The sequence below is a fragment of the Nocardioides panacisoli genome, assembly GCF_039537325.1.
GTDB lineage: Bacteria > Actinomycetota > Actinomycetes > Propionibacteriales > Nocardioidaceae > Nocardioides > Nocardioides panacisoli.
The window spans coordinates 1-22,668 of sequence record NZ_BAABAH010000006.1 but is presented as its reverse complement, the minus strand read 5'-3'; the positions used below and the strand labels follow the sequence as shown (position 1 = coordinate 22,668).

Annotated in this window: 19 protein-coding genes and 1 pseudogene; 12 read left to right on the top strand and 8 right to left on the bottom strand. The window is 72.2% G+C overall.

What is annotated here, in order from left to right; translation table 11 throughout:
• Position 1: 1 nt before the first annotated feature.
• The gene (locus tag ABD709_RS10200) at positions 2-2,935 is read right to left on the bottom strand and encodes an AfsR/SARP family transcriptional regulator (RefSeq protein WP_344774958.1); all 2,934 of its coding nucleotides are present in this window, start codon (positions 2,933-2,935) and stop codon (positions 2-4) included.
• A 92-nt stretch (positions 2,936-3,027) separates the two neighbouring features.
• Here ABD709_RS10200 and ABD709_RS10195 point away from each other — a divergent pair, with 92 nt between their 5' ends.
• The 5 genes from ABD709_RS10195 to ABD709_RS10175 all read left to right on the top strand — a co-directional run bounded on the left by ABD709_RS10195 (position 3,028) and on the right by ABD709_RS10175 (position 7,793).
• Positions 3,028-4,497 (top strand): hypothetical protein, encoded by a 1,470-nt coding sequence (locus tag ABD709_RS10195; protein ID WP_344774956.1) that lies wholly within the window; start codon positions 3,028-3,030, stop codon positions 4,495-4,497.
• Between the two features lie 310 nt (positions 4,498-4,807).
• Positions 4,808-5,293, top strand: coding sequence for a nitroreductase family deazaflavin-dependent oxidoreductase (locus ABD709_RS10190; protein ID WP_344774954.1), 486 nt, complete (start codon positions 4,808-4,810; stop codon positions 5,291-5,293).
• A gap of 20 nt (positions 5,294-5,313) precedes the next feature.
• A complete protein-coding gene (locus ABD709_RS10185; protein ID WP_344774952.1) occupies positions 5,314-6,267 on the top strand; it encodes a 1,4-dihydroxy-2-naphthoyl-CoA synthase in 954 nt (317 codons plus the stop codon).
• 22 nt (positions 6,268-6,289) lie between these two features.
• The gene (locus tag ABD709_RS10180) at positions 6,290-6,790 is read left to right on the top strand and encodes a hemerythrin domain-containing protein (RefSeq protein WP_344774950.1); all 501 of its coding nucleotides are present in this window, start codon (positions 6,290-6,292) and stop codon (positions 6,788-6,790) included.
• 52 nt (positions 6,791-6,842) lie between these two features.
• A complete protein-coding gene (locus ABD709_RS10175; protein ID WP_344774948.1) occupies positions 6,843-7,793 on the top strand; it encodes an AraC family transcriptional regulator in 951 nt (316 codons plus the stop codon).
• A 326-nt stretch (positions 7,794-8,119) separates the two neighbouring features.
• On the opposite strand, the gene ABD709_RS10170 is transcribed toward ABD709_RS10175, so the two are convergent.
• Positions 8,120-9,109 carry an exonuclease/endonuclease/phosphatase family protein gene (locus ABD709_RS10170; RefSeq protein ID WP_344774946.1) on the bottom strand — a complete coding sequence of 330 codons (990 nt, stop codon included), beginning with the start codon at positions 9,107-9,109 and terminating at the stop codon, positions 8,120-8,122.
• A gap of 237 nt (positions 9,110-9,346) precedes the next feature.
• Here ABD709_RS10170 and ABD709_RS10165 point away from each other — a divergent pair, with 237 nt between their 5' ends.
• Entirely contained in the window at positions 9,347-9,541 is a 195-nt protein-coding gene (locus tag ABD709_RS10165; protein WP_344774944.1) for a hypothetical protein, read from the top strand.
• Positions 9,542-9,545: 4 nt separating this feature from the next.
• On the opposite strand, the gene ABD709_RS10160 is transcribed toward ABD709_RS10165, so the two are convergent.
• Positions 9,546-9,743: a hypothetical protein gene (locus tag ABD709_RS10160; protein WP_344774942.1), complete on the bottom strand. Its 198-nt coding sequence runs from the start codon at positions 9,741-9,743 to the stop codon at positions 9,546-9,548.
• Positions 9,744-9,925: 182 nt separating this feature from the next.
• On the opposite strand from ABD709_RS10160, the gene ABD709_RS10155 reads away from it, so the two are divergent.
• Positions 9,926-10,615: an NAD-dependent deacylase gene (locus ABD709_RS10155; protein WP_344774940.1), complete on the top strand. Its 690-nt coding sequence runs from the start codon at positions 9,926-9,928 to the stop codon at positions 10,613-10,615.
• On the opposite strand, the gene ABD709_RS10150 is transcribed toward ABD709_RS10155, so the two are convergent.
• Positions 10,612-11,376 (bottom strand): TetR/AcrR family transcriptional regulator, encoded by a 765-nt coding sequence (locus ABD709_RS10150; protein ID WP_344774938.1) that lies wholly within the window; start codon positions 11,374-11,376, stop codon positions 10,612-10,614. The genes ABD709_RS10155 and ABD709_RS10150 overlap by 4 nt on opposite strands.
• A gap of 112 nt (positions 11,377-11,488) precedes the next feature.
• Here ABD709_RS10150 and ABD709_RS10145 point away from each other — a divergent pair, with 112 nt between their 5' ends.
• The 3 genes from ABD709_RS10145 to ABD709_RS10135 are packed head-to-tail and all read left to right on the top strand — an operon-like array spanning position 11,489 to position 15,681.
• Positions 11,489-13,672, top strand: a complete 2,184-nt coding sequence (locus ABD709_RS10145; RefSeq protein ID WP_344774936.1) for an MMPL family transporter — start codon at positions 11,489-11,491, stop codon at positions 13,670-13,672.
• Positions 13,673-13,681: 9 nt separating this feature from the next.
• The gene (locus ABD709_RS10140; protein ID WP_344774934.1) at positions 13,682-15,415 is read left to right on the top strand and encodes a serine/threonine-protein kinase; all 1,734 of its coding nucleotides are present in this window, start codon (positions 13,682-13,684) and stop codon (positions 15,413-15,415) included.
• Entirely contained in the window at positions 15,415-15,681 is a 267-nt protein-coding gene (locus ABD709_RS10135; RefSeq protein WP_344774932.1) for a protealysin inhibitor emfourin, read from the top strand. The genes ABD709_RS10140 and ABD709_RS10135 overlap by 1 nt, the downstream gene beginning before the upstream one ends.
• Before the next feature lie 15 nt (positions 15,682-15,696).
• Here ABD709_RS10135 and ABD709_RS10130 read toward each other — a convergent pair whose 3' ends face one another.
• Both ABD709_RS10130 and ABD709_RS10125 read right to left on the bottom strand, forming a co-directional pair.
• Positions 15,697-16,449, bottom strand: coding sequence for an ABC transporter permease (locus ABD709_RS10130; protein ID WP_344774930.1), 753 nt, complete (start codon positions 16,447-16,449; stop codon positions 15,697-15,699).
• Positions 16,446-17,471, bottom strand: coding sequence for an ATP-binding cassette domain-containing protein (locus ABD709_RS10125; protein ID WP_344774928.1), 1,026 nt, complete (start codon positions 17,469-17,471; stop codon positions 16,446-16,448). The genes ABD709_RS10130 and ABD709_RS10125 overlap by 4 nt, the downstream gene beginning before the upstream one ends.
• 121 nt (positions 17,472-17,592) lie before the next feature.
• Here ABD709_RS10125 and ABD709_RS10120 point away from each other — a divergent pair, with 121 nt between their 5' ends.
• Both ABD709_RS10120 and ABD709_RS10115 read left to right on the top strand, forming a co-directional pair.
• A complete protein-coding gene (locus ABD709_RS10120) occupies positions 17,593-19,083 on the top strand; it encodes an MFS transporter (protein WP_344774926.1) in 1,491 nt (496 codons plus the stop codon).
• Positions 19,084-19,093: 10 nt separating this feature from the next.
• Complete coding sequence (locus tag ABD709_RS10115; RefSeq protein WP_344774924.1) at positions 19,094-20,239, top strand: acyl-CoA dehydrogenase family protein; 1,146 nt, start codon at positions 19,094-19,096, stop codon at positions 20,237-20,239.
• A gap of 11 nt (positions 20,240-20,250) precedes the next feature.
• Here ABD709_RS10115 and ABD709_RS10110 read toward each other — a convergent pair whose 3' ends face one another.
• The gene (locus ABD709_RS10110) at positions 20,251-22,407 is read right to left on the bottom strand and encodes a molybdopterin-containing oxidoreductase family protein (RefSeq protein ID WP_344774922.1); all 2,157 of its coding nucleotides are present in this window, start codon (positions 22,405-22,407) and stop codon (positions 20,251-20,253) included.
• A 20-nt stretch (positions 22,408-22,427) separates the two neighbouring features.
• Positions 22,428-22,668: pseudogene (locus ABD709_RS10105) on the bottom strand (pyridoxal 5'-phosphate synthase lyase subunit PdxS); the annotation flags it as partial.

The window sequence follows — 22,668 nt, the reverse complement described above, 5'->3', positions numbered from 1 at the left end:
CCTAGCCGGCCTCGGTCGCGAGGAGCTCGGTGAGTCTTGCCTCGAGCGCGGCGCGCGTGCGGTCGGGCGACGTCCGGCCGAGGAGCCACGTGCGATCGGCCGCGTCGCCGAGAGCGGCGCGCGCCCGGGACAGCGCCTCGGCGAGGTCGGCCTCGATCGGCTCCTCGGTTCCCGACGGGGAGGGAGCGACCTGGTGGCCGGCAGCGAAGCACCGCACCGCCAGGTCAGCCTCGCCCAGGGCGGCGGCGAGCACCCCGCCCGTGCGCAGGGTCTGGCCGAGCGCGAACGTCTGGCCGGTCCGGTCGACGAGCGTGAACGCGGCGAGCAGCTGCCGCGCGCAGGTCGCGACGTCGCCCGTCGCGGCCGCGCTGCGCGCCAAGGAGATGGACGCGTCCCGCGCCTCGTTCGGCAGCGCGGCGCCGGCCAGCTCGACCGATTCCGTGGCGAGTGCGAACGCACCCGCCGGGTCGTCGTTGTCGAGCGCGATCTCGGCCAGCACGTTGAGCGTGTCGGCGATCCGCGTGACGTCGCCGTGCTCGGTGACGACGCTGAGACGCTGCTCGTAGTGGGCCCGCTCGACGTCGAACTCGCCGGCCATCGCGGCGCCGATCGCGAGCGTGGAGTGGGCGATCGCCGGCACGGGGTAGCAGTCGACGCCGTCGGCCAGCGCGAGCGCCTCGGCCGCGAGCTGGCGCCCGCCGGCCAGGTCGCCGTTCATCAGCAGCGCGTTCGCCTGCAGGCAGCGCGCCCACGCGTCGTCACCGCGGGCGGGCCCGGCAGCGATCGCGCGGGCGCTCTCGTCGGCCGAGCGGTCGAAGTGGCTCAGCTGGTGGTGCAGCTTGGCCGCGGCGAGGTGGGCGGCCGCGCGGGCGCCGTCGCTGCCACCGGAGTCGAGCAGCTCGAGCAGGCGCGTGACCCGGGTGCTCCCGTCGACCAGTCGCCCGGAGGAGACCCACAGGTCGGCGACGTCGGCGATCAGGGCCGTGGCGCGGACGCCGTCGCCGGCCGCCAGCGCGCGGTCGACGGCCGCGTCGAGGTCCATCGCGGCGTCGTCGTAGCGCCCGAGCGCGACCAGGCCCTGCGGCCCGTCCAGGTCCGACCGCCAGCGACGGGCCTCCTCGTGCAGGTACGTCGTCAGCCGGTCCTGGAGCGCGGCGAGCTCGGGTCCGCGGGCGCGCCGCTGCCGCAGGAACGCCCGCACCGTGCCGAGGACCTGGAACCGCAGCCCGACCCGGGACGGCACGTTCCGCACCAGCCGCACCTCGATCAGCTGGCCGAGGGTGTCGACCAGGTCGGGCACGTCGGTGAAGACCGCCTGCGCGGTCTCGATCGTGAAGCTCCGCTCGAAGAGTGCGAGCCGGTCCAGCAGCTCCTGCGCCGCCGGCTCGAGGCGCTGGTAGCTCCAGTCGATGGTGCGGGCAAGGGTCCGCTGGCGCTCGGGCACGTCGACCGCGCGCGTCGACAGCACGTCGAGCGAGGTCTGGATGGACTCCAGGATCTGGCCGGGGGAGAGCAGCGCCGCGTGGGTCGCCGCGAGCTCGATCGCGAGCGGCAGGCCGTCGAGGAAGCCCACCAACCGGGCGACGTCCGGCCACTCGCGCTCGGTGTCGAAGTGGCCGGCGGCGGCGACCGCGCGGTTGACGTACATCGCCACCGACGGCGTCGCCAGCGCCGCGTCCCGGCCGGTGTCGGGGGCGGGCACCGGCAGCGGTGGCACCGGGACGGCGTGCTCGGCCCGGAGCCGGAGCGGGAGCCTGCTCGTGGTGAGCACGGTGACCTTGCTGCCGTCCACCAGGCGGGCCACCAGCGCCGAGGCGTCGTCGAGCGCCTCGAGGTTGTCGAGCACGACGAGCGCGTCGGCCGGCAGCACGCCGATCGGGTCGTCGCCGCCGTCGCTCCCCGTCAGCGCCCGCGCGATCTCGCGCAACAGCTGCCCGTCGTCGGTCCCCTCGGAGGCGGCGAACGCGACCACCCCGGCCGGGAAGGGCTCGCCATCACCGGCGACCAGCGCGGCGACCCGGGACTTCCCGGACCCGCCCGGGCCGGTCAGGGTCACGACCCGGATGTCGGGGTCGACGAGCCGCCCACGCAGGTCGGCGACCAGCTCGTCGCGGCCGAAGGTCGGTGTGGTCGGCGTGTCCAGCCGGGCCGGCGGCCGCGGCGCGACGACCGCCGTGCGGCGCGCGGCCGTCACCGGGGCCGCGAGGTCGGGATCGTGGCGCAGCACGGCGAGCTCGAGCTGCTGGAGCGCGTGACCGGGGTCGATGCCGAGCTCGTCGGCGAGCCGGTCGCGGGCGCGGGCATACGTCGCGAGCGCGTCGGCCTGGCGGTCGGCGCGGTACTGCGCGGTCATCAGCTGCGCCCACAGCCGCTCCCTGGTCGGGTGCTCGCGGACGAGCAGCTCGAGGTCGGTGATGAGCGAGGCGTGCTCGCCGAGGTGCAGGCGGGCGTCGTACCAGTTCACCAGCGCGAGCAGGCGCATCTCGTCGAGGCGCACGCACTCGGGGGCGGCGAACGGGGTGTCGACCAGGTCGGCGAGCGCGGGACCGCGGACCAGGCCGAGCGCCTCCCTCAGCGCCGCCTCGGTCGCCGCGTGATCGGTGGCCGCCTCGGCCTGCTGGACCAGCTGCTCGAAGCGCGCGGCGTCGGTCTGGATGCCGGTGATCCGGTAGCCGGGCGCGACCCGCTCGACCGTGACCGACGGGTCCGCGGCGGCGAGGGCCTTGCGCAGCCCGTGGACGAAGACCTGCAGGGCCGGCAGCGGGCGGTCCGGGGGTTGCTCGCCCCACAGGCCGTCGACGAAACGGTCCGTGGAGACGACCTCGGGAGCCGCGAGCGCGAGCATCGCGGCGACCGCGCGCTGGCGCGGTGGACCCAGGCTGACCGTGGTCTCCCCGACGGCGGCCTCGACCGGCCCCAGCAGTCGGATCTCCACCCGAGGCATGGTAGGCGACCCCGATACCTGAAATTGTGGTTCGCGATAAGCGTTCGGCGGTTACCGTCATGAGGTTCAGCGACAGGAGGACCATGGCCCCGGGCGTTCACAGCATCCGGGCGACGTGCGCAGCACTGCTGCTCGTCGCCGGGCTCGGCGCTGCGCTCGGGACGTCGTCCTCCGCCGCCACGGCCACCCCGGACTGCCCCGCCATCGCCGGCCTGACCCCGAACGTGTGGGTGGGCGGGACTAGCGACCTGTGGCACGACGACGACAACTGGTCGCTCGGCTTCGCGCCCGGTGTCAGCGAGGGCGGCCTGGGCTACGCCTGCATCCCGTCCGACGACGTCCGGCTCGAGGGCCCTGCCGACGTGCGCAACGTCCAGGCGCTCCACCTGGGCAAGGGTGCCAGCCTCGTGCTCAACGACGAGAGCCAGCTCTTCGTCCGCGGCAACCCCGGCAACATGACCTCGACCATCGACCACGGCGCAGTGCTCTCCGTGGAGGGCTCGACGTTCGGCGGCGAAGGTGAGGTGAAGCTCGCCGGCACCTTGGTCTGGCACAGCAACTCCGACGGTCCGATGGCGACCTTCGCCACCCGGCCGTGCTCCGTGGTGGCCGCAGATCCCGACACCACAGCGCGCACCGCGCCGTGCAACGGCCCCGCCGGCGGTCATCTCGACCGGCCGGGTGGACTGCTCGTCGTCAAGCCGGCCGGCACGCTCGAGGTGGACGGGGCCGGTGTCGCGCTGACCGACGGCTACCGGATCCGCGATCAGGGCGTGGTCGACGTCAGTGGCGCGGGATACGTCGTCGCCGACTACGGCACCACGACCGAGGTCGCGGAGAACGGCGAGTTCCGCTTCGAGAACGACGGCGGCTACTACGAGGGCGAGGCCCGGTTCGGCCAGACACAGCTCTCGAAGTTCCTCAACGAGGGCCTTCTCCTGAAGAAGGCGGGCGACGGCGTCTCCGCCGTCAACGCGATCTATCCGCAGCTCGGCGGCGAGATCCGCATCGAGTCGGGCACCCTGCGGGTCGCCTCCGGGACGCCCGTCGCGGCCCGGGTGGCAGCCGGGGCGTCCTACGGCAGCGGAGAGTGCCGCCACGTCGGCGGGACCTTCGGCTGCCGACCGCGGACCGACACCGTCGACAAGCAGAACGCCGCGCTGCGCGTGCCCCTCGTGGACCACGATGGCGCCGACGTCACCGTCAGTGAGCTGGACAAGGACCCGACGCTCTACTCGATCGGGGCAGCGGTCGAGGTGCATGCCGACGAGCTGGACGCGACCAAGCGTCACCCGGCGATCCTGACGTTCCGCTACGACGACTCCCTGCTCTTGCCCGGTGCGTCCTGGCGCTACCTCCACATCTGGCGCAACAGCGACGGCCCGGGCGGCTACCGCAAGGTGCATGCGTGCGACGAGAACGGCCGGCCGCCCGTGGGCGAGCAGGCGTGCGTCGACCGGCGCGGCATCGCCGGCGTGAGCAGCCGCGACAAGGCCGGCGACGTGATCATGGTCGTCCGCGCCACCGGCACGTCGCGCTGGATCGCCCGGTAGCGGATCCGGCTCCACAACGCGAAGCGCCCGCCCGCCGGTGAGGCGGGCGGGCTTCTGCCGCTGCGTCTTGTCCTTCGGCGAGCTCCACGTCGGGGGTGCACCGGGCGTCGCTGCGGGCGACAGGGGAGCCACGGGCGTTCCCACCGACGCCTGGTGTGGTTCCTGGTCCTGCCGTCCCGCCCGGTGCGGGTCCCTGACGTGGAATCTCGTCAGAAGGAACTCTGGCCCAGGTCGCTTAGTGCCCGCTTAGTGACCTCTTGGCGGGGCGTTTCCGGGAATGCCGGAACCGGTTTCGGGCATTGGAACGGGCATGGATCTTCTCGAAGGTGAGTACGAGCCGAGCCCGGCCGACTGGGTGCGCGAGCAGGTCGAGGCCTACGAGGCGTCGGGCGGCGCCGAGGCGAACACGCTGCGCGGGGGAAGCGACCCGATCGTGGTGATCACCTCCCGCGGCGCGAGGTCCGGCAAGCTCCGCAAGAACCCGGTGATGCGGGTCGAGCGCGACGGCAAGTACGTCGCCATCGCGTCCAAGGGCGGCGCGCCCGAGAACCCGACCTGGTACGCCAACTTCGTCGCCAACCCGGTGGTCCAGCTGCAGGACGGCCCCGAGCCGAAGCTCTACGAGGCGCGGCTGCTCGAGGGCGAGGAGCGGGCCGACTGGTGGGAGCACGCGGTGAGCACCTGGCCGACGTACGCCGAGTACCAGAAGAAGACCGACCGGGAGATCCCGGTGTTCCTGCTGGAGCCGGTCGAGGTCACGGGCTACTCCGTGCCGCCGGCGGAGGCCGCCAGCTGAGCACTCGATAGCCTCGCGCCATGAGCGCGATCGAGGGCGTGAGCGAGACGTTCGACCCCGAGCGGTGGGACGAGGTGCCGGGGTTCGACGACCTCACCGACCTCACCTACCACCGGGCCAGGGAGCACGGGACGGTGCGGATCGCGTTCGACCGGCCCGACGTGCTCAACGCCTTCCGGCCGCACACGGTCGACGAGCTGTTGCGCACCCTGGAGCACGCGCGCACCTCGGCCGACGTCGGCTGCGTCCTCCTCACCGGCAACGGTCCGAGCGCCAAGAACGGCAAGCGCAGCTTCTGCACCGGCGGCGACCAACGGATCCGCGGCAAGGCCGGCTACCAGTACGAGGACGGCGCTGCCGTCGCCGACGGAGCGTCGAAGACCGGCGCAGAGGAGCCGAGCCCGATCGACAAGGCCCGGCTCGCGCGGCTGCACATCCTGGAGTGCCAGCGGCTGATCCGGTTCATGCCCAAGATCGTCATCTGCGTCGTCCCCGGCTGGGCGGCCGGCGGCGGGCACAGCCTGCACGTCGTCGCCGACCTCACCCTCGCCAGCGCCGAGCACGCGCGGTTCAAGCAGACCGACGCCGACGTCGGCTCGTTCGACGGCGGCTACGGGTCGGCGTACCTCGCCCGCCAGGTGGGGCAGAAGTTCGCGCGCGAGATCTTCTTCCTCGCCCAGGAGTACGACGCCGCGGACGGCATGCGGATGGGCACCGTCAACCGCGCCGTACCGCACGCCGAGCTCGAGGCGACCGCGCTGGAGTGGGGCCGGATCATCAACGGCAAGAGCCCCACCGCGATGCGGATGCTCAAGTACGCCTTCAACCTCCCCGACGACGGCCTCGTCGGGCAGCAGCTCTTCGCGGGTGAGACGACGCGGCTCGCCTACATGACCGACGAGGCCCAGGAGGGCCGCGACCAGTTCCTCGAGAAGCGCGAGCCGGACTGGTCGCCCTACCCCTGGTACTACTGACGCAGCTGGGTACCTCCCCGGCATGTCCACCGATGCCATCGTCCTGCTGAAGCAGGACCACAAGGAGATCCGCCGCCTCTTCCGCGAGTTCCAGCAGGCGGGCGAGAACGCGACGGCGCGCAAGGGGAAGCTGGTCGACAGGATCATCGAGCTCCTGACCGTGCACACCTACATCGAGAACGAGGTCATGTACCCGCGGGTGCGCGAGCTGCTGCCCGACCTCGAGGACGACGTTCTCGAGTCCTACGAGGAGCACCACGTCGCCGACGTGCTGGTTGTGGAGCTCGCCGGCATGAAGCCCGACGCGGAGCGGTTCGACGCCAAGACGACCGTCCTCATCGAGAGCGTCACGCACCACATCGAGGAGGAGGAGAGCGACTGGTTCCCCAAGGTGCGCGAAGGCCTCGGCCGCAAGACGCTCCAGGAGATCGGTGCCGAGATGGAGCAGGCGCGCAAGAAGGCGCCGAAGCGTCCCTCCCAGCCCAGCGCCCTGAAGAAGACCGTCGACGCGGTGCTGTCCTAGAGGGACATCCGCGGCAGCGCTACAGTCGAGGATCTGACCGAGGAGGTCCTGGATGCTGGTGTTCGAGAGCGACGACCTCGAGCAGACCGAGGAGTTCCTCAGCGCTCACTACGCCCCGATGCAGATCGGCAGCGGCTCGGAGCAGGTGACGACGCGGGTCGCCCGCGCGGCGTCGCAGGAGGTCACGATCGACCGCCTCGACATCGGGTTCGAGATGGCCTACGACGGCGAGCCGCTCGGCCGGATCTGCCTGTGCGACATGCAGTCGGGCTCGATCGACTCCCACGGGCCGGACGGGACCGCCGTCGAGGACTTCGGCGCCGGCGACCTCTTCTCGCTCTCGCCGCCGGACCGGGGCTACGCGGGGACCGTCAGCCGCGCGCGCTACACGATCACGATGATCGACCCGGTGGTCCTGACCCATGTCGCGTCCCCGGCGCGCGGTCATGACACCGTCGAGCTGCTGGGCCACCGTCCGGTCGACAGCGCCGCGATCGGCCGGCTGCGAGCGGCGATCGACCATGTCGACCACGTCGTGCTCTCGGACCCCGCGGCAGCGGCGAGCGAGCTCGTGCGCGGGTCCGCGGTGCGGTACCTGGCGGCGCAGGTCCTGGCTGCCTTCCCGAACAGCTCGACCGCAGGACCGTCGATCGCCGACGGGCGGGACGCGCGGCCCGCGGCGCTCCGCCGTGCTGTGGCCTATATCGACGCGAACGCCGACGCCGACCTGTCGCCGGCCGCGGTTGCGGCCGCGGCCCACGTGAGCATCCGTTCGCTGCAGCTGGCGTTCCGGCGCCACCTCGACACCACCCCGATGGGCTACCTGCGCAGCGTGCGGATGGCCCGGGCGCGTCGCGAGCTGTCCGCCGCGCAGCCCGGTGACGGTGCCACCGTCGTGGGCATCGCGCTCCGGTGGGGCTTCGCCAACCAGGGCCGGTTCGGCCAGGCGTACCAGCAGGCGTACGGCGAGACGCCGGGGACGACGCTGCGTCGGCTTCGCTGAGCGGCCATCGAGGTTGTCGCTCAGCGGCTACCGCGCGAGGTTCGGCGGCGCCTACTTTCGCTATGTGCCGGCGATAACGGATGGGTCGGACCGGACTGCCGGTCCTCCGAACCCCCTGACAGTCGCCGCTCGCATTCGCAGGGACGCCCGCGACACCGATCGCGGTCGAGCGACCAGGAAGGCCGAGTGCCTCTGGTGCGCGAGGGAGACCGACCACGTCCCGGGTCCGGTCACCCAGGTCGCCGACGGCTCGGTGGCGGTGCAGTGGTGGACCTGCGTGGAGTGCACTGAGGGTCGTACCGTCCTCTGACGCCGCCGCGCCGCGCTCAGCTCAGCCTGATCCGCGCGAGCAGCGCGTTGTGGTCGGAGTAGAGGCCGCCGATGACCCGCTGCCCGACGAAGCCCAGGTGGCCGGCGTGCAGATCGGGCCGGGCTGCCAGCACGTAGTCGACGTACCGCCCGGTCGGCGGGTGGGACGGCCCGATGCCGTCGAAGCCCAGTGCGCCGTACGACGAGACCGCGACCGGGCCCAGCGTCCGGCGCGGGCCGCCCTTGGGGTTCTCACGCCGGTCGGCGCGAGCGTCGAAGTTGTAGTCGCCGGTGCCGACGACCCAGCGGCCGGGCGCCGCGTTCCAGTCGCGGATCATCCGCGCGAGCTGGAACCGGGCCCGGGCGGCGTTGCTGGTCTGCAGCCAGTGCCCCGGGTGGTCGAGGTCCTCGATCTTCTGCGGCAGGTGGGTGTTGAGGACGGTGATCAGCTGCCCCGAGGCGCGCTGCCGCAGCGTCACGCGCTGGACGTAGCGGTTGCCGAACGGGTAGCGGCCGTAGGCGTGGTCGACACCGTGCGCGACGAGCCGGTAGGACGCCGACACGAGCGCGAAGTCCTTCTTCCGCCACGAGACGGCGAGCTCGCGGGCGTGCCCGGGAAGCTGGCGGGTCACCCAGCCGCGCTGCTCGAGCTGGGCGAACACCGGGTGGCTCCGGATGCCCTCCTGCCAGCCGATGATGTCGACGGTCGGCAGGCTGGTGATCCGATGCGCGTCGGAGAGCAGCTCGGACATCGGGAGCTCGCCCCACTCGTTGAAGCTGGCGACCCCGATGGTCGTCGGGCGGATCACGGGCTTCTTGGGCGCCGCCTTCGGTGCCGGGGACTGGTCGTGCTTCGTCGGTTGCACCGACGGACGGGAGTCGTCGCGGGAGAGCTCCGGCACGTCGTGGGTCGTGGCGGCAACCGTCCGAGCGGCGGAGTCCGCGGTCGCGGGGTCGTTGTTGCTCACGAGCGGGGCCACGAGGAAAGCGGCGACGGTGGCCACCACCAGGAGCGGTGGTGGGCCCTTCCAACGCTCAGCCCGCGTGGCTGGCCGCACCCGTCAGTTCCCCTCTGCCTGCGTGCCTGGTCGACGGCGACGCTATCGGTGCGGCGGGCCCCGATCGGGGACCTGCGGACGTGTCGGGTGCCCGAGGATTCGTGCGATTCGCCGCGCGCGCCGATATGTCGACCTAGCGTGGTCCGAGGCGCGGACGGGCGCCGATGCCCGAGGGGAGGCGAGCACATGTACCGGGTCGAGGTTCGCCAGTGCCTGCTGGCCGCAGATCACTGGCTGTGGGAGTGGCGCGTCCTCAGCCGGTGGGGGCTCGTCGCCCACGAGGGTGGCGGGTGCGGCAGCGAGGAGGAGGCGCGGCGCGACGGCGAGGAAGCCGCCGCCCGGCTCTCCGAGGCCAGGCAGCGGGGCACCTGGCGGGGCTGACGGCTCAGACCCGGCTGATCAGCCGGGCCACGCGCAGCTTGATCGGCTCGCGGTTCGCCACCCGGGCCTTCGCGCGGGCGTAGCGCTCGAGCTCGACGTCGGTCGGCGTCCGGCCGAAGATCCGGATGTACTGGTGTACCAGCGCCTGGTTGCGGGGGTCGGTGGGATCGTCGCTGATCTGCTCGGGGTGACTCGTCTGCATGACGACGCGCTCCTGGGGGAAGGTTCTGCTCCGGCGCCGCTCTTTGACGCTTCGGATCCGCGGCGTCGTCCGGAAGGGTCGTGCAGCGCGCGGCTCGCGGCGGTTGGTACCCGCTGTGCACGTTCCCAAACCCGGCGCGGGAGCGGACGGCGCCCGCTTCCGCCCGCGGCTACGCTGCCGGCGTGCCTCGCATCGTCGTGCTGACCGGCGCCGGGATCTCCGCGGAGAGCGGCGTGCCGACGTTCCGCGGCCCGGACGGGCTGTGGGAGGGCCACCGCGTGGAGGACGTCGCGACGCCGGAGGCGTTCGACGCGGATCCCGAGACCGTGCAGCGGTTCTACGACGCCCGACGGGCGGCCCTGACCACCGTCGAGCCCAACCGGGCCCATCGCGCGCTGGCCGAGCTGGAGGCGGCGGTCGGCGACGACCTTCTCGTCGTCACCCAGAACATCGACGACCTGCACGAGCGAGCCGGGTCCCAGCGGGTCGTCCACATGCACGGCGAGCTGCTGTCCGCGCTGTGCCGGGCCTGCGGTCGCCGTACGCCGTTCCGCGGCGCGCTCTCCGACCACCCGCCGTGCCCGGTGTGCGGAGCGGTCGATCTCCGGCCCGACGTCGTGTGGTTCGGCGAGGTCCCCTACCGGATGCAGGACATCCAGCAGGCGCTCGCGTCGTGCGAGCTGTTCGTCTCGGTCGGCACGTCGGGCGCGGTCTACCCCGCGGCCGGCTTCGTCCAGCTGGCCCGGGTGTACGGCGCCCGCACGCTCGAGCTCAACCTCGAGCCCTCCGAGGGCAGCCCCTACTTCCACGAGGCGCGGCACGGTCCGGCCGGCCTGCTCGTCCCGGACTGGGTGTCCCAGCTGGTCGACTAGGAGCGGTCCTTCGCGAGCTCCGCGTCCAGCAGGCCGACCAGGCGCTCCCTCTCGTCCTCGAGACCGAGCGGCCCGAGCCAGTCGATGACGGTGGCGCGGAACAGCTGGCCGCTCGAGATCACGCGCGGGTCGCAGTGCCCGCACGACTCGAGGGTCACCACGCCGTACAGCGCCGACCACGAGCGCATGTAGACCCACAGCACGCCGCGGTCCTCGCGGTCGATGTGCTCGGCCTTCGCGGGGATCAGCGGGTCCAGGACGGCTTCCCGGACCACCGGGTCGAGCTCGTCGAGCGACGGGTAGGGGAAGTGGTAGCGGTCCTGGATCTGCCAGAGCAGGTCGGTGAAGTAGTGCCCCGACGACGACTGCGTCAGCAGCTCCTGCCGCGCGGCCCCGGGATCGGCCACCGGGTTGGCGAAGATCAGGTTGAAGCGACGCGGCTTGGCCAGCGCCCACCGGCGGAAGGACGCGCACGCGACCGTGAGCCGCCCGGCGGGGTCGTCGGCCGGCAGCCGTTCGGCCTCGGCGGCCCACTCGGCGGTCGCCGCCTTGTCGAGCTCGAAGGCGACCAGGTCGACGAGCTCCTGGTAGCTCGAGACGTAGCGGTAGAGCGCGGGGGCGGTCATCCCCATCCGCGCCGCCACCGCGCGCAGCGACAGCTCGGCGCCCTCGTCGAGCAGCGCCGCGGAGACCTCGACGATCTCGTCGTAGGTCGCGGCGCGCTGACGCTCGCGCCGGGTGGGCGTGCTGGTCGTCGACACGCGTGCTCCTCGAAGCCAGAAAGAACGGTTGACACTCAAGTTTACACCGTTTACGGTTTACGGCGTAAACACTTCTGACGTGAGTTCACTGTAGACCACGAGAGGCACCACGATGCTCGACCGCTGGGGCGCGTTCGTCGCCCGTCACTCCCGTTCCGTGCTGGCGCTCGGTGTCCTCGTCGTGGTCGCCGCGGCCCTCTACGGCACCGGTGTCTTCGACCACCTGTCGCGCGGCGGATTCGACGACCCGGGCGCCGAGGGCCGTCAGGAGCTCGCGCAGGAGCGCGACATCTTCGGCAACCGCGCGGCCGACGTGGTCGCGATCTACTCCAGCGACGACCTGACCGCCGACAGCCCGGCGTTCCGCTCGGCCGTCACCGAGGTGGTCGACGGCCTGCCCGCGGACGCGGTGGCGCGCGTGACGCCGTACTTCGCGGCGCCCGCGAGCGCCGGCCTGGTGAGCCCGGACGGACACGAGGCGCAGGTGGTGATCTCGCTGAAGGGCGTCACCCAGGACGACTTCCTCGACAGCTACGACGAGGTCAAGCCGCTGCTCGCCGCGCCCGACGGCTCCGGGCTGCGCACCGACGTCGCGGGGGAGTACGCCGTCTACAGCGACGTCAACACGATCACCTCCGAGGACCTCTCCCGCGCCGAGATGATCTCGATGCCGCTGGTGATCCTGCTGGCGCTGCTGATCTTCGGCAGCCTGGTCGCCTCGACCATGCCGGCGCTGGTCGGTGTGGTGGCGATGACCGGTGCGCTCGCGGTGGTGCGGTTGCTGACCACGCTCACCGACGTCTCGGTCTTCTCGGTCAACGTGATCTCGCTGCTCGGCATCGGCCTCGCGATCGACTACGCCCTGTTCGTCATCAGCCGGTTCCGCGAGGAGCTCGCCGCGCGGCCCGACGATCCCGACGCGGTCGCCGCCGCGATCCGGGTGACGATGGGGACCGCCGGGCGCACGGTGCTGTTCTCCGGGCTGACCGTCGCGGCCGCGCTGTCGAGCCTGCTGATCTTCCCGCAGATGTTCCTGCGGAGCATGGGGTACGGCGGCATCGCGGCCGTCGTGATCGCCATGCTGGCCTCGCTGACGGTGCTCCCGGCGGTGCTCGTCCTCCTCGGCCGGCGCATCGACGCCGGTCGCCTCCCCTGGCTGAGGCACCGCCCCGTCAGCGTGGCCGACGACGGAGGCCGCTGGGCTGCCCTGGCCCGCGGCGTGATGAAGCGGCCGGTCGCCGTGCTGGCGGTCACCGTGGTGGTCCTGCTCGCCGTCGCGGCGCCGTTCCTCGGCGTGCGGTGGGCGAGCGTCGACGACCGGGTGCTCCCCTCCGACGCGCCCGCCCGGGTCGCCGCGGACCGGCTGCTCGACTTCGGCCCGGAGACCTCGACCGCGAGCGTGCTGCTCCGCGGGGTCGACCGGCCCGCCGTGCAGGACTACGTCGCGGATGCGGCCGCCCTCGGGGATGGGATCACCGCCGACGTCGTCGCCCGCAAGGGCGACGCGACGCTGGTCCGGGTGGCCTGGCCGGGCAACGGCCAGACCGAGGCCTCCCAGGACCTGGTTCGCGACCTGCGCGCGATCCACCCCGAGGGCGGCACGGCGATGGTCGGCGGCATCACCGCCGACACGGTCGACCTGCTCGACTCCGTCGGTGCGCACCTGCCGTGGATGGGCATGATCGTCGTGGGGGTGATGATGGTGCTGCTGTTCGTCGCCTTCGGATCGCTGGTGCTGCCGCTCAAGGCGGTCGTCATGAACGCGTTCTCGATCACCGCCTCGTTCGGCGTCATCACCTGGATCTTCAGCGACGGGCACCTGACGAACCTGCTCGGCTTCACGTCCGCGGGCGCACTGGACGCAACGAACCCGATCCTGATGCTGGCGATCCTGTTCGGCCTCTCCATGGACTACGAGGTGTTCCTGCTCTCGCGGATCCGGGAGCAGTGGGACCGCACCCACGACAACCGGCAGGCGGTGGCCACCGGCGTGCAGAAGACCGGGCGGATCATCACCAGCGCCGCCGTGCTGCTGGCCGTCGTGATCGGCGCGTTCGCCACCAGCGGGATCGTGTTCATGAAGATGCTCGGCGTCGGGATGCTCGTCGCCCTGCTCGTCGACGCGACCGTCGTGCGCGCCCTGATGGTGCCGGCGACGATGCGGCTGCTCGGCCGCTGGAACTGGTGGGCTCCCACCCCGCTGCGGCGGTGGTGGGAGCGCCACGGGTTCCGCGAGGAGCCCGCCGACCCCCATCAGCCGGGCGCCCGAGACATGATCGTCACCGGCGTCGGGTAGAAACGAGGCGTGTCCTCGTTCTCGGCCTCCGGATATCCGGTCCCTGGCGACCGGATCGGGCGGTTCCTGATCCTGGAGCAGCTGGGCCAGGGTGGGATGGGCGTGGTCTACCGCGCCCGCGAGGAGAACCTCGGGCGCGAGGTGGCGCTGAAGATCGTCGCGCCGCACCTGGCGCACGACCCCGAGTTCCGGGGGCGGTTCATCCGCGAGGCGCGCGCGCAGGCCTCCCTGGAGTCCGCGCACGTGGTCGCGGTCTACGCGCACGGCGAGGAGGACGGCTACCTCTACATCGCGAGTCAGCTCGTCATCGACGGGGACCTCGGCCGGCTGATCCGCACGGCCGGCGTCCCGCCCGTGCGCGACGCGCTCGACGTCATCGAGCAGGTCGCCAGCGGTCTCTCCGACGCGCACGAGGCCGGGCTCATCCACCGCGACATCAAGCCGGGCAACGTGCTGGTGCGGATCCGCGGCGGCGCGGTCTGGGCCTACCTCGCCGACTTCGGCATCGCCCGCCGGATGGACGCCGCCGCGACCCGGATGGGCTCCCTCGTCGTCGGCACGCCCTCCTACATGGCGCCTGAGCTGCACGGCGGCGCTCCGGCCAGCGTCGCGACCGACATCTACTCACTCGGCTGCGTGCTGTGGGTGGCGCTGAGCGGCACGGCGCCCTACCAGGGCACCAGCGAGTACCAGGTGATCGGCGGGCACATCGGCGCCCCCGTGCCCCAGCTTCCCGGTGGCGGTCCGCTGGAGCAGGCCGCGAACCGGATCCTGCGGATCGCGATGGCCAAGGAGGCCGGCCAGCGCTATGCCTCGGCCGCCGCGATGCGCGCGGACCTGCGAGCGGCGCTGCGCCTCTCGCCGCAGCCCGGTACGCCGACCTTCGCCCGGATGCCGACGACACCGCCGCCGGCCTGGCAGCCGCCGACCCCCGCGCCCACCGTCCCGCCCGGCGGGCCCCGGCCGCCGACCCGCACCCGCATGTGGGCCGGCATCGGCGCCGCTGCCGTGCTGGCCGTCGCCGTCGGCGTCGGCGCGGCCGTCGCGGTGGGCAACGGCGGCGACAGCCCGTCGACGGACCCGACCGACGGCTCGTCGTCCTTCGTGGACCAGCCCGCGGCCGACATCCTGCTCGACTCCGAGAAGGAGATGAAGGTGCTGACGGCGGCGCACATCCAGGGGGCGTTCCTCGAGGGCGGCTCGCGGTTGATGGTCGACTTCGACGTGACGTCGGCCGGCGACTGCCACGGCACGCTCCAGGAGGACGGCGCCGGCCGGATCGAGGTGCTCCGCGTCGACGGGCACACCTACGTCAAGCCGGACGAGGAGTTCCTGGTCAGCAGCTCCGGAGCGGGCACGGACGCGTCCACCGCGCAGCTCATGCTCAACGCGCTGCACGGCCGCTGGCTAGAGTTCGACAAGGGTGAGGACGATCGCAGTCTCACCAAGATCTGCGACCTCGACCGGCTGCAGGAGCGCGACGGCAGGGAGGACGCGACCGCGACCGCCGCGGGCACCGTCACGGTCAACGGCAAGGAGACGATCAAGATCGAGCTCACCGAGGGCAGCAACTGGGAGGCCTACTACGTCGCGCTCGACGACCCGCACTACACGCTGCGGATCGACGAGTCGAAGACCGACAGCCTCGACTACTCCTCGTTCAACGACGTCGACCGCATCACCCAGCCGGCCGCCGCAGACCGGGCCACCCTGGACGACCTGCTCGCGGAGATCACCGGCTAGTGGACGCCCTGAGCGTACGGCGGACCGGCGGCCTCCTGGGGGCCGTCACCGAAGGTGTCGTCGACCTCGCCGCCGAGGATCCGACCAGCGCGCGGGCCCGCGCGCTGCTCGAGCGGGTCGACCCCGCCGTGGTGCAGCACTCCGAGCCGCGGCCCGACCGCTACCACTACGTCGTGGACGGACCCGGCCTGCACGTCGAGGTCCACGAGCAGGACCTGACCCCGGCCCTCGCCGAGCTGGTCGACCTGGTGCTCGACGAGGGCTGAGCACGCCGCGACCCCTCAGGCGTTCTCCTTCTGGAAGACCGCGGTGCCCCACCAGACCGCGAGCGCGAACAGCGCGACGGTCCAGCCGACGCCCCACAGCATCGAGGTGTCGAAGTCGCCGAAGAACGACGAGCGCACCGCGTCGACCACGTGCTTGATCGGCATGAAGTCGCTGAGCCGCTCCAGCCAGCCCGCGCCGAGGCTCATCGGCAGCAGGATCCCGCTCAGCAGCAGCACCGGCATCATCACGACGTTGATGACCGGGGCCATCACGTCCTCGCTCTTGGTCGTCAGCGCGAGGGCGTTGGACGCCGCCGCGCACGAGCCGCCGAGGAGCAGGGTGAGCAGGACGCCGAGGGCGATGCCGGGCGCGGACGCGTCCATCCCGAGGACCAGGCCGAGCGCGACGAGGATCACCGCCTGCACGAAGAGCTGGAGCAGGTCGCGCAGCAGCCGGCCGGCGAGCAGCGCCGACCGGTGGGCCGGGGTCACCCGCTCGGCCTCGATCACGCCCTCGCGCCACTCGCCGATCAGCGAGAACCCGGCGAAGAACGCGCCGAAGATGCCGAGCTGGACCAGCATCCCGGGCACGAACCAGGTGTAGGCGTTGCCGCCGAGCTGCTCGACCAGCGGCTTGAGCAGCGGGCCGAACAGCAGCAGGTAGAGCACCGGCTGCAGCATGCCGATGATCACCCACGCGGGGTTGCGCAGGTTCATCCGCAGCTGCCGGTTGAACACGATGAACGACTCGCGGGCGAACGTCGTCATGACGGGGCTCCTTCGGTCTCGGGGTCGGCGGTCTCGCCGTCGGCGGCCGCGCCCTCGGTCGCGGCCTCGGCGTCGCGCAGGGTGCGGCCGGTCAGGGTCAGGAAGACGTCGTCGAGCGTGGGCCGGACGACCTCGATCGACTCCAGCGCGACCGATGCGGCCTCCAGGTCGCGGAGCAGGCCCGGCACCGCCTTGCCCGCGCGCGGCACCCGGCCGCGGACGTGGTGGCCGGTGACCTCGACGTCGTCGCTGATGCTGGCGAGCTTGTCGCGCGCCACCGCGACCTGCTCGTCGGTCGTCACCTCGAGGTCGACCAGGTCGCCGGCGACCGCCGCCTTGAGGTTGTCGGCGGTGTCGCTCGCGACGATCTCGCCGCGGTCGATGATCACGATCCGGTCGGCGAGCGCGTCGGCCTCGTCGAGGTAGTGCGTGGTCAGGAAGACGGTCGCGCCCTGCCGGTCGCGCAGGTCGCCGATGTGCTGCCAGAGGTTGATCCGCGCCTGCGGGTCGAGCCCGGTGGTCGGCTCGTCGAGGAACACCAGCGACGGCGAGTGGATCAGCGCCATCGCGATGTCGAGCCGGCGCTTCTGGCCGCCGGACATGTTGCGCGGCATCCGCCGCCACAGCCCCTCGAGCTGGAGCCGGTCGAACAGCTCCTGGCCCTTCGCCACCGCGTCGGCGCGGGACATCCCGTAGAGCATCCCGTGGTCGACGACCTCGTCGCCGGCGTAGGCGCCGGAGAAGGTCGAGCCGACCTGCGAGCAGTAGCCGATGCTGCGTCGTACGTCGACGGACTGGGTCGCCACGTCGAAGCCCGCGACCGTCGCGGTCCCGGCGGTCGGCTTGAGCAGGGTGGTCAGCATCCGCAGGGTGGTCGTCTTGCCGGCCCCGTTGGGGCCGAGGAACCCGACGACCTCGCCCTCGGCGACGTCGAGGTCCACGCCGCGCACGGCGTGCACCTCCTTGCGCTGCTTGCCCCTGCCGGTCTGGAAGGTCTGCACGAGACCCCGAGCACGGATCATGGATCGCGTCCTTGCTGTGAGTGTTGGCCTGGCCCCCATCTCAGACCATGGCACCGACAGCGATTCATCGCTCGCCGACATCCGGGGAATGCCCTACGGCGACCGCCGGTTGCGGCGTTACGTGACCGCGCCCCAGATCCCGACCGCCCGCCCCGCCCGGTCGACGGTGGGGCTGCGCAGCGAGCGTGGGCCGATCCTGGGGTCGGTGATGCTGAGCATCGCGCTGGTCGCCATCGACTCGACGATCCTCGCCACCGCGGTGCCGGCCGTCGTGGCCGACCTCGGCGGGTTCACCCAGTTCCCGTGGCTGTTCTCGGCGTACCTGCTGGCGCAGGCCGTCACCACGCCCGTCTACGGCAAGGTCGCGGACGTGGTCGGGCGCAAGCCGTTGATGCTGTTCGGCGTGCTGGTCTTCGTCGGCGGGTCGGTGCTGTCGGCGCTGGCCTGGTCGATGACGGCGCTGATCGCCTTCCGTGCGGTGCAGGGGATCGGCGCGGGCGCGATCATGCCGGCGGGCACCACGATCATGGGGGACATCTACTCGCTGGCCGAGCGGGCCGTGGCGCAGGGCTACATCGCCAGCGTCTGGGCCGTGTCGGCCGTCGTCGGGCCGACCCTCGGCGGCCTCTTCGTCGACCAGCTGTCCTGGCGGTGGATCTTCTGGGTCAACGTGCCGCTCGGCGGCCTGGCGTGCTGGATGCTCGCCCGCTCGTTCCACGAGGAGCCGGTCGAGCGGACGCGTGCGCCGATCGACTGGTGGGGCGCCCTCTTCCTGGCGCTGTCCGCCGGCCTGCTGCTGCTCGGGCTGCTCGAGGGCGGCATCCGCTGGGCCTGGGACTCGCCGGCCAGCCTCGTGATCTTCACCGGTGCCGCCGTGCTCGCCATCGCCGCGGCGTTCGTGGAGACCCGCGCGGCCGACCCGGTGCTGCCGCCGTGGATCTTCCAGCGGCGGGTGCTCAACGCGGCGATGGTCGGCGCCCTCGTGGTCGGTGTCGTGATGATGGGCGTGACGTCGTACGTCCCGCTCTACGCGCAGCGGGTGCTCGGCACCGGTGCGGTCGTCGCGGGCCTGGCGCTGGCCGCTCTCACGATCGGCTGGCCGATCGCCGCCACCACGGCCGGCCGGATCTACCTGCGCTGGGGCTTCCGCACCACCCAGCTGCTCGGCGCCGGGTTCGGCGTGCTCGGCTGCGCGGTGCTGCTGCTCGTCGGGCCGGGCAGCTCGGTGTGGCTGGTCGCCGCCGGGTGCCTGGTGCTCGGTCTCGGGCTCGGGTACGTCGCCAGCCCCGGCATCATCGCGGCGCAGACCGCCGTCGCGTGGCAGCAGCGCGGGGTGGCCACCGGCGCCAACCTGTTCGCCCGCTCCATCGGCAGCGCAGTCGGCGTCGCCGTGTTCGGGGCCATCGCGAACGCCACCGTCGTGCACCGCCTCGGGAGCTCGCGCCCCGAGCAGGTCGAGCTCGAGCACCTGCCGGTCGGCGTACTGGATCCGGCCCTGCACGCGGTGTTCGTCGCGGTCGCGGCATGCGCGCTGCTGCTCGTCGCCGCCGGGCTGCTGATGCCGTCCCGTGTGGCCGAGGCGACAGAGTCGGGCGTGGCTACCGGCGAGTAGAATCCCGCGCATGAAGCGCGAGATCTACGACGAGGACCACGAGGCGTTCCGCGAGTCCGCCCGCACCTGGATCGAGCGGTCGGTCATCCCGAACGCCGAGAAGTACATCCAGGACAAGTCGCTGCCGCGGGAGTTCTGGCTCGAGGCGGGCAACCAGGGGATGCTCGGGCTGTCGCTCCCCGAGGAGTACGGCGGCGGCGGGGCCGACGACTTCCGCTTCAACGCGGTCCTCAACGAGGAGATGGCGAAGGTCGGCGCGTGGATGCCGACCTGCGTGGGCATCCACGTCGACATCACCGCGCCGTACATCGTCGAGCTCGGCACCGAGGAGCAGAAGAAGCGCTGGCTCCCCGGCGTCGCCTCCGGCGAGATCCTGCTCGCCATCGGCATGACCGAGCCGTCCGGCGGCTCCGACCTCGCCGCGCTCAAGACGACCGCCGTCCGCGACGGCGACGAGTGGGTCATCAACGGCTCCAAGACCTTCATCACCAACGGCTTCTCCGCCGACCTCGTCGTCACCGCCGTGCGCACCGACCCGGAGAAGGGGCCCAAGGGCATCACCCTGTTCGGCATCGAGGCCTCCAAGGAGGGCTTCAGCCGCGGTCGCAAGCTCGACAAGGTCGGCATGGAGGAGTCCGACACGTCCGAGCTGTTCTTCGAGAACGTGCGCTGCACCGACGACGACATCATCGGGGAGCTCAACATGGGCTTCATCCACATGATGCAGAAGCTCCCCCAGGAGCGGATCGCGTGCTCGGTCGCGAACACCCACCACGCCAAGCAGATCCTCGCCGAGACGATCGAGTACGCGAAGGACCGGCAGGCGTTCGGCCAGTCCATCGGCCGGTTCCAGCACATCAAGTTCCTGCTGGCCGAGCTGACGACCCAGGTCGAGGTGTGCGAGGCCTACATCGACAAGTGCATCGACGCCCACACCCGGGGCGAGCTCACCGCCGTCGAGGCCGCCAAGGCCAAGTGGTGGTCCTCGCAGATGCAGAACGAGGTCATCGACCACTGCGTGCAGATCCACGGCGGCTACGGCTTCATGAACGAGTACCGCGTCGCTCGCGCCTGGCGCGACGCGCGGGTCACCAAGATCTGGGCCGGCTCCAACGAGATCATGAAGGAGCTCATCGGGCGCGAGCTCGGTTTCTGAGTCCGCCCACCTCACCCCAGCGGACGCACGTCGCAGACCCCGGCGCGGAGGGGCGAGCTGCCGCTGATGGGGTCGCTGGGGGTCTGGCGGAGGACCAGGTTGAGGTTCGCGCTGTTCGGGCCGTACGGCGGGTAGCCGGGCAGTCCCAGCTCCTCGCAGGCGTCCCACCAGCCGTGCTGGGCGAAGACGACGTCGGGGGCGAGGCTGCGGTTGAGCTTGGCCCGGGCGCGCACGCTGCCGCCGGGGGTGTGGAGGGAGACCCAGTCGCCGCCGCCGATGCCGCGGGCGGCGGCGGTGTCGGGGTGCAGCTCGAGCTGGGGGTCGGGTGAGCTCTTGCGCAGCGCGGCGACCTGGCGGTGCTGGGTCTCGCAGAAGAACAGCGACTTGGCGCAGCTGAGCACCAGGGGGAACCGCTCGGCGAGGTCCGGCCGGGAGCGCGGGCTGAGCGGCTCCTCGAACGCGGGCAACGGGTCGTAGCCGTGCTCGGCGAGGGTGGCCGAGTAGAGCTCGACCCGGCCGGACGGCGTGCGGAAGCCGGTGTCGGCGTACTTGCGGTGCCGGGTGGTCAGCGGGACCCGGATGCCCTCGGGCCGGGCGCGCAGCTGCTCGAGGGTCATCCCGCTCGGCTCGAGCCGGTGCGCCCAGGCCGCGTCGATGTCGCCGTCCCAGAACCGGTCGCCGAGGCCCAAGCGGGTCGCAAGGTCGAAGACGATCCGCAGGTCCGAGCGGGCCTCGCCGCGCGGCGCGACCAGCGGCTTGCGGAGCTGGACGAGGGACTGGGCCTCCTGGCTGTACTCGAAGCCGACCTTGAGCGCCTCGGACTCGAAGGCGGAGGCGACCGGGAGCACGATGTCGGCGAGCTCGCCGGTCGGCGTCATGAAGAGGTCGGCGTGCGCGAAGAACTCCAGGCTGCTCAGGGCGGCGCGGCCGCGCGCGCTGTCGGCGTGCGCCATCACCGGGTTGCCGCCGAACGCCATCAGCGCCCGGACCCGGCCGTCGAGGGCAGCGCCGTAGAGGTCCTCGCCGGTGACGAAGCCGTACCGGGCGGGCCCCAACGGCCGCTCCTCGGCGCCGACGGTCCGCGGCCCGTCGGGTGCGATGAGGTCGCGGCCGTCGACGGGGTTCGTGGGAACCCTCTCGAAGAGCACGTTGCCGCCGGGTAGGTCGAGGCTGCCGGTGAGCGCGTAGAGGACGTCGATCGCCCGCATCGTCTGGGTCGTCGTCGTGTGCTGCTCGAGACCGCTCCACGTGTAGAACGCGACCGGCCGCGACTCCCACAGGCTCCGGGCGGTCGCCACGATGTCGGCGGCCGCGACGCCGGTGATGAGCTCGGTGACGGATGGCGAGTACGACGCCGCGCGCTCCCTGAGCAGGTCCCACACCGGGGTGCCGTCCACCACGTCGGCCGCGTTGGTCCAGTCGCGCACGAAGTCCTCGTCGTACCAGCCGTTCTCGATCATCACGTGGATCAGCGAGAGCGCGAGCGCCGCGTCGGTGCCCGGCCGGACCTGCAGCCAGTGGTCGGCCTTCGCGGCCATGCCCACCTTGCGCGGGTCGACGAAGACCAGCTTCGCGCCGCGGGCGACCGCCGCCGCCGTGGCCGTCGCGTGGGCCAGCCGCGCGACCGAGGGGTTGTAGCCCCAGTAGAGGATGCAGCCCGCACGGTCGAGGTCCGGGAGGTACTCCCCGGGGACGGGTGCGCCGAAGGTGTAGAGCGGCGCGAAGAAGCGGCCCCACCCGCACAGCTCCATGTAGTTGGAGAAGTTCGGCGTCCCGAACGCGCGGCCGAGCCGCTGCACGTAGTCGATGGAGTCGCTGATCGCGGACGTCGACGGCGAGCTCGAGCTGAACGCGACCGCCTCGGGGCCGCCGGTCGCGGCCGTTGCCGTGAGCCGGTCGGCGATGGTGCCGAGCGCCTCGTCCCAGGTGATCCGCTCCCAGCCCGGGTCGGCCGCGCCCTTCGGGGCCGTACGTCGCAGCGGGTGCAGCAGCCGCGAGGCGTGGTCGACGATCTGCGGCGCTGCCTTGCCCTTGAGGCAGAGCGCCTGCCCGGTGGGGTGCGACGGGTCCGGCCGCAGCGTCACCAGCCTCCCGTCCGCCACCTCGGCCGTAGCGCCGCACCGGGACACGCACAGGGGGCAGTAGGTCGGCACCAGGTCCGCGGTCACCCCACGATTGTGACGCTAAATCACCAGCCGCGCTCGGCGAGGCGGTGCGGGGCGGGGAGGTCCTCGACGTTGATCCCGACCATCGCCTCGCCCAGGCCACGCGAGACCTTCGCGACCACGTCGGGGTCGTCATAGAACGTGGTGGCCTTCACGATCGCCTCCGCACGCTGGGCAGGGTTCCCGGACTTGAAGATCCCCGAACCGACGAACACACCCTCGGCACCCAGCTGCATCATCATCGCCGCATCCGCCGGCGTCGCG